The organism is Pseudoroseomonas cervicalis ATCC 49957, from assembly GCF_000164635.1.
Classification (GTDB): domain Bacteria; phylum Pseudomonadota; class Alphaproteobacteria; order Acetobacterales; family Acetobacteraceae; genus Pseudoroseomonas; species Pseudoroseomonas cervicalis.
On the sequence record NZ_GG770779.1, the window covers coordinates 404,046 to 410,840 of the forward strand.

Consider the following 6,795-nt stretch of genomic DNA (forward strand, 5'->3'; position numbering starts at 1 on the left):
CGGCGGCGCGGCACGGCCGGCCGGCTCGCGCGCCGTGAAGCGGAACGTGCCGGGCGCGGCCGAGATCCGCTTGCCGGCCCGCAGGACGTCGATCCGGGCGAACCAGTCCTCGTTGTTGCGGCAGCTCTCCGGCAGGGTGAACACGAAATCCGTGTGGCCGCCGGGCTGCGGCTGCAACGGGGCCAGCAGCTCGACCTTGCTGCGCGCCTCCATCTGCAGGCGGATCTGCGCCGGCTCGCCGCTGAGCGCCTCGACATGGCCGGACACCGTCCAGGCCGCGCGGTCCAGCCGCAGGCCACGCGCCATCAGCAGCGGCCCTGGCTGCGCATACAGGACGTGGGCCGCATCGATGCGCGACAGCAGGTAGCGCATCTTGGCGCCCGGGCGGGCCGCGTCGAACACATGGTGGCGGATGCCGCTGTCATGCAGCAGGGCAACGAGGATACCGCGCCAGGAATGCGCCGCCGCCAGCGCCGCCTCCGCCAGGCTGGACAGCGGCAGATGCGCCAGCAGCCACGCCTTCAGGGCGGTGGCGGGGCGGGGCGAGGTCATGTCGAGCGTCAGGCGGCGCTGCTCGATCAGCATGCCCAGGACGCGCTCGTCGAACTCGCCGGAATGCAGCACGTTGCGCAGCAGGGTGACCGGCGGCTTGCCGACGAAGCTCTGCAGCTGCGTCTCCTTGGCCTTGCGCCCAAGGATGAGGTGGATCAACGCCTCGACATCCGGGGCCGTCAGCTCATAGGGCGGGGCGGGAAGCGGATCCGGGGCGCCGGCGGCCGGGGCGGCCGGCTCCGGCCGGGCGGGCGCCGCGGGATTTTGTAATGGTTCCGGAACAATTCCGTCAACCTTCAGCGCGGCCTGGTCCGCCTGCGCCACCACCGCCGCAGCCGCGGCCGGGGGTTCCGCGGCCGTGGCCACGACCGGAGCCACGACCGGAGCCGCTCTGGCGGCGGCCTCCTGCCGGACCGCGTCGACCAGGGACTTCCGGAACATCTTCTCGGCGACGTCCTGGTTCTGAAACAGCAGGCGGATGAACTCCGCCCAGGATGGCGCCGCGCGCAGCACATCGCGGCCATCCTCGTTCAGCTGCATGACCGAGCAGAACCAATCGACCAGCGCGGCGGGCGGCCGCGGGCTGCGGCGCTCATGCGGCAGCAGCCGCTGCTCCAACAGGGCCTTGACGACCGTGTTCTCGAACTCGGCCGAGCCGGCCACGCGCCGCAGGACATTCCGCGGCGACAATTCCATCATGGTCACGATGGCCGAAGGCGGGCTCGCACGGCGGCCCAGCAGCAAAGAGAAGGAATTCTCCACATCATCGCGCGCGGAACGCATCGTTGCGACATTCATATCAATCACGGATGTCCTGCGCTCCCCGCATAGCCAATCCAAATCCACAGATGAGTATTTACAGTATAAATGTTCTCATTCTCAAATCAAATGTGAAATTTTATTTGTTATGCATGAATTTTTTCATGAATGGTCATGGAGACGGTACCGTCCCATGCGCAAAGCTTTGTCTTTCGAGGGCGTTCATCCGCAGTGCAGCATGGCCGAGGACGAGAACGGACACAAGGCCATTATTCCGCGATCGTGCCAGCATGGTTGCACATGCAGAACATCAAATTTCCTTGATGAATGCTGGAGAAATGCCACGCCCAGGCGATCACCAATCGCGGTTATTGCCCGATCTTCCAGAACCACAAACAAATGCGTGCGGGAACGCTTCACACGCAAAAGCTGTGCCCGAACGTCGCTCGGCAACCCTCGCGTCAGCATCCGCCATGGTCTGCCGGAGCGGCGCCCCGCGAGCAATTCCCGGACGAGGCGGCCCGGCCCGGCCCGGCCCGCGGCGACTCGCCCGCGACAACGGGGAGGCGGTTCCGTGATGGAGGGAGAGAGGGTCCAGGGCCCCAGGCGCCAGCGCCCAGCCGCTCCGGCATCCGGGCGGCAACAAAAAAGCCGCGGCGCTTTGGCGCGGCGGCTGACAAAATGACCCGATCGCTATGTGGTCGGAGCGGCGGGATTCGAACCCACGACCCCCAGTCCCCCAGACTGATGCGCTACCAGGCTGCGCTACGCTCCGATGCGGCGGGGCATAGCATCCGGGCCCCCGCCCCTCAACCCCCCCATGGGCCTGCGTCGCATTTATTCCTGGGGATGGGCCGGCTGCGCCAGGGCGCGCAGCGCATCGGCCAGCGCCTCCAGCTCGGCCAGGGCCTGGCGCAGCGCGCTCTGCCCGGCCTCGGGCAGCATCGCCTCCGCCTCCTCGGCATAGGCGGCGGGCTCGGCTTGGCTCTCGGCCTCCCCGCCATCGCGCAGCAGGCGCTGCACGCCCTTGATGGTGTAGCCCTGGGTGTAGAGCAGGTCGCCGATGCGGCGCAGCAGGGCGATGTCCTCGGGGCGGTAATAGCGCCGGCCGCCGCCGCGCTTCAGCGGCTTCAGCTGCGGGAACTTGGTTTCCCAGAAGCGCAGCACGTGCTGCGGGATCTGCAGATCCTCCGCCACCTCGCTGATGGTGCGGAAGGCGGTGGGCGCCTTGCGCAACCGGCCGGGGGAATCGACGTCCTCGGACATGCTTGGCGCCCCGTCATTCATCGCTCAGCCCCCCGGCCGCGGCCGCGCATCCGGCGGCGGCCGCTCATTCGTCGCCCGGCCCCACCGGCTCGCCATTCAGCCGCGCCTTCAGCACCTGGCTGGGGCGGAAGGACAGGACCCGGCGCGGCATGATGGGCACCTCGATGCCGGTCTTCGGGTTGCGGCCGACGCGCATGCCCTTCTGCCGGACCGAGAAGGTGCCAAAGGCCGAGATCTTCACCGGCCGCCCCGCCTCCAGCGCCGCCGAGATGCGCTCCAGCACATCCTCCAGCAGCGCGGCGCTTTCGTTGCGCGACAGGCCGACCTGGGCATAGATGGCCTCGGCCAGTTGCGCGCGCGTGATGGTATTCATGACCGAGCGCGGCCCATGGCGGTGAGACTCCCTGCAACCCCTTCTATCTGCAACAAAACCGGGATGCCTCCCTCGCGTCAACCGCGACGGGGACTGTGGCGCAAAAGCTTCAATCCGCTGCGTCTTTTGTGCAACAGGGGCCGTGCCGTCAGGCGCCGTCCACAGGCGCGGTGGCGTCCAGCAGCAGCGCGATGGGATCCCAGACCAGCGCCATCTGCGGCACCGCCTGGCCACCGACGCGAATCATCTCCCACCCCACCGCGCGGCCGCCCAGGCGCTGGTAGAACCAGCGGGCGGGGTTGTCGCGCAGCACCCACAGCATGGCCGAGCCGCAGCCCACCGCCGCCAGATGCGCGCTGGCCGCCCGCATCAGCCGGCGGCCCAGGCCACGCTCGCGGAAGTCGTCCAGCACATAGAGGGTGTCGATCTCGCCCTCGGCCAGGGCGCCGCCGAGCAGGCTTCGCCGGGCCCGGCCGCAGCCGGCGAAGCCCACCACCTGGCCCGGCCCCACCCCGGAGTCGGGCCGCGCAACGGCCACGAACATCGCGGCATGGCCACCGCGATCCGCCAGCAGGCGGCGGTAGAACTGGGCCAGCCGCGGCTCGGACAGGGCGGCCAGATAGGCCTCCGGCAACAGGCCGGGATAGGCGCTGCGCCAGGTGGCGACATGCACGGCGGCGATGGCGGCGGCGTCGGCCTGGCTGGCGCGGCGGATGCTGGTGCCCGGCAACCCCCTGCCCTCCCGCCGCCGCGTCTCAGCCCTTGCGGCGCAGCACGGCGGCGAAGAAGCCATCCGTGCCATGGCTGTGTGGCGCCAGCTCCATCCAGGGCCCGGGACAGGGCGGCGGCGCTTCGGGCAGGGATTGTCCAGCGCGCGCCTCCGCCCAGGCCTCGGCCAGCGGAGCCACCTCGTAATCGGCATGACGCGACAGGAAGCCCTGCACCTGCATCCCATCCTCCTCGGGCAGCACGGAGCAGGTAGCGTAGACCAGCCTTCCGCCGGGACGCACCAGCTGCGCGACGTGATCGAGGATATCTCGCTGCTTGGTGACCAGTTCCTCAAGGTCGCGTGCCGTGGTGCGCAGCCGCGCATCCGGGTTGCGGCGCCAGGTGCCGGCGCCGGTGCAGGGCGCATCCACCAGCACGCAGTCGAACTGCCCGGCGCGGCGCTTCACCCAGCGATCGCCCGGCTCCAGCAGGTGCCGCTCGGCATTGTCGACCCCGGCGCGGCGCAGGCGCTTCACCGCCCCCTCCAGCCGCGTCGCCGAGACGTCGCAGGCGGTGATGCGGCCGCGATTGCCCATCATGGCGGCGACCGCCAGCGTCTTGCCGGCGGCGCCGGCGCAGTAATCGGCCACCCGCATGCCGGGCCTGGCGCCGGTCAGCAGCGCGATCAGCTGGCTGCCCTCGTCCTGGATCTCGATCAGCCCATCCGTGAACGCCTTGCTGGCCAGGATCGGGCGGCGGTCGGGAATGCGCAGGCCCCAGGGGGAATAGGCCATGGGCTCGGCCGGGATGCCCTCGGCGGCCAGCGCGGCCATCGCCTGCTCCCGCGTGCCGCGCAGCAGGTTGGCGCGCAGATCCAGCGGCGCCGCCTGGTCCATGGCCGCCGCGGCCTGCGGCAGCTCGGCGCCGAAGCGGGCGCGGTAGCCCTCCAGCGCCCAGGCGGGCAGGTTCAGCGCGATGCCCTCCGGCATCTCCGGCGGCGTCAGCTTCGCGCCGGCCCAGGCGGAGATCGCCGCCATCTCGCCCGGATCAGGCGGGCCGGCATTGAAGCGGCCGCCAGGGAAGCCCTGCAGCACGCCATCCCGCGTCCAGCCCTCGACCAGCAGCAGCTGCGCCATCACCAGCAGCCGCGGCGTCGGCGGCAGGCCCAGCCGGGCGATGTGCCAGTCCAGCCGCAGCCGCTGGCGCAGGATGCCCCAGGCGCGCTCCGCCACCGCGCGGCGGTCGCCGCTGCCGATGTAGCGGCGCTCACGGAAGAAGGCATTGGCGGTGGCGTCCGCCGGGCGGCGCGGCGCCGACGCCACGGCATCCAGCAGGGCCACCGTGGCGGCGATGCGGGCGGAAGGGGTCATGAAGACAGCTACTTTCACATAAAAAAAGTCCAGGGGCGCTGCCCCTGGAACCCCGCCGGGGTGGCAGGGCCACCCCGGACCCCGCCATCCGTTAGGACATCACTCCTGGCGGTAGTTCGGGGCCTCGCGCGTGATCGCCACGTCATGCACATGGCTTTCGCGCAAGCCCGCGCCGGTGATGCGGCGGAAGGTGCAGTTGCTCTGCATCTCCGGGATGGTGGCGTTGCCGGTGTAGCCCATCGCCGACTTCAGGCCGCCGACCAGCTGGTGGATGACATTGCCGACCGGGCCCTTGTAGCCGACACGGCCCTCGATGCCCTCCGGCACCAGCTTCAGCTGGTCCTGCACCTCGGCCTGGAAATACCGGTCGGCCGAGCCGCGCGCCATGGCGCCCAGGCTGCCCATGCCGCGATACGCCTTGTAGGAGCGGCCCTGGTAGAGGAACACCTCGCCCGGCGCCTCGTCCGTGCCGGCGAACAGGCTGCCCATCATCACGCAATCGGCGCCGGCGGCGATCGCCTTGGCCAGATCGCCCGAGGAGCGCACGCCGCCATCGGCGATGGCCGGCACGCCCTTCTCATGCGCCGCCGCGGCGCTCTCCATCACCGCCGTCAGCTGCGGCACGCCCACACCCGCCACGATGCGCGTGGTGCAGATGGAGCCCGGGCCGATGCCGATCTTCACCGCATCCGCGCCGGCCTCGATCAGCGCCAGGGCCGCCTCGGGCGTCGCGATGTTGCCGGCGATGACCTGCACGCTGTTGGACATGCGCTTGACGCGCTCCACCGCCTTCAGCACGCCCGCCGAATGGCCATGCGCGGTGTCGACGACCACCACATCCACCTCGGCCTCGACCAGCAGCTCGGCGCGGCGGATGCCGTCCTCGCCGGTGCCGGTGGCGGCGGCGACGCGCAGCCGGCCCATCGCGTCCTTCGCCGCGTTCGGGTTGGCCTGGGCCTTGTCCATGTCCTTGACGGTGATCAGCCCGATGCAGCGATAGGCGTCGTCCACCACCAGCAGCTTCTCGATGCGGTGCTTGTGCAGCAGCTCGCGCGCCCGGGTCGGCGAGACATCGGCGGTCACCGTCACCAGGTTCTCGCGCGTCATCAGGCCATAGACGCGGGTGTTGGGGTCGGTGGCGAAGCGCACATCGCGATAGGTGAGGATGCCGACCAGCCGCTTGCTGTCGCGCTCCACCACCGGGATGCCGCTGATGCGGTGCGCGGCCATCAGCGCCTGCGCCTCGGCCAGGGTCTGGTCGGGATGGATGGTGACGGGGTTCACCACCATGCCGCTCTCGAACTTCTTCACCTGGCGGACCTGGGCGGCCTGCTCTTCCGCCGTGAGGTTCTTGTGGATCACGCCGATGCCGCCGGCCTGCGCCATGGCGATGGCCATCGGCCCCTCGGTCACCGTGTCCATCGCCGCCGAGACCAGCGGCATGTTCAGGCTGATCTCGCGGGTCAGCCGGGTCCGCACATCGGTCTGGCTGGGCAGCACGGTGGAAAAGGCCGGCACCAGCAGCACGTCGTCGAAGGCATAGGCCTCGGCGATCAGGGTGCGGCGCGGCGCGGCGCCGCGATCAGCGGGGCCGTTGGTCGGGAGGGTGTCGGGAGCCATGGGCGGGAGCCTTTCGGACAACTCGTGCGGCGCGATCCGCAGCCTTGGCGCGTCCCCCTACCCCAGATTCGCGCCGCGCCGCAAGGCGCATGGTCGTGACGTTTTGGCCGGGCTGACCTGGCGGCGGCGCAGGACAGGTGCAGAAGC

At 70.4% G+C, this 6,795-nt stretch carries 5 protein-coding genes, 1 tRNA gene and 1 pseudogene; all 7 read right to left on the reverse strand.

What is annotated here, in order from left to right:
• A pseudogene (locus HMPREF0731_RS25490) lies at positions 1–1,335 on the reverse strand (hypothetical protein); the annotation flags it as partial.
• Between the two features lie 674 nt (positions 1,336–2,009).
• Positions 2,010–2,086, reverse strand: a tRNA-Pro gene (locus HMPREF0731_RS13070).
• 62 nt (positions 2,087–2,148) lie between these two features.
• Positions 2,149–2,577, reverse strand: coding sequence for a MerR family transcriptional regulator (locus HMPREF0731_RS13075; protein ID WP_040613131.1), 429 nt, complete (start codon positions 2,575–2,577; stop codon positions 2,149–2,151).
• A gap of 64 nt (positions 2,578–2,641) precedes the next feature.
• A complete protein-coding gene (locus tag HMPREF0731_RS13080; RefSeq protein WP_007004626.1) occupies positions 2,642–2,950 on the reverse strand; it encodes an integration host factor subunit alpha in 309 nt (102 codons plus the stop codon).
• Between the two features lie 148 nt (positions 2,951–3,098).
• The gene (locus HMPREF0731_RS13085) at positions 3,099–3,680 is read right to left on the reverse strand and encodes a GNAT family N-acetyltransferase (protein ID WP_007004627.1); all 582 of its coding nucleotides are present in this window, start codon (positions 3,678–3,680) and stop codon (positions 3,099–3,101) included.
• A 25-nt stretch (positions 3,681–3,705) separates the two neighbouring features.
• Positions 3,706–5,028, reverse strand: coding sequence for an RsmB/NOP family class I SAM-dependent RNA methyltransferase (locus HMPREF0731_RS13090; RefSeq protein ID WP_040613133.1), 1,323 nt, complete (start codon positions 5,026–5,028; stop codon positions 3,706–3,708).
• A gap of 99 nt (positions 5,029–5,127) precedes the next feature.
• Positions 5,128–6,648: an IMP dehydrogenase gene (gene guaB, locus HMPREF0731_RS13095; protein WP_007004629.1), complete on the reverse strand. Its 1,521-nt coding sequence runs from the start codon at positions 6,646–6,648 to the stop codon at positions 5,128–5,130.
• Between the last annotated feature and the right edge of the window lie 147 nt (positions 6,649–6,795).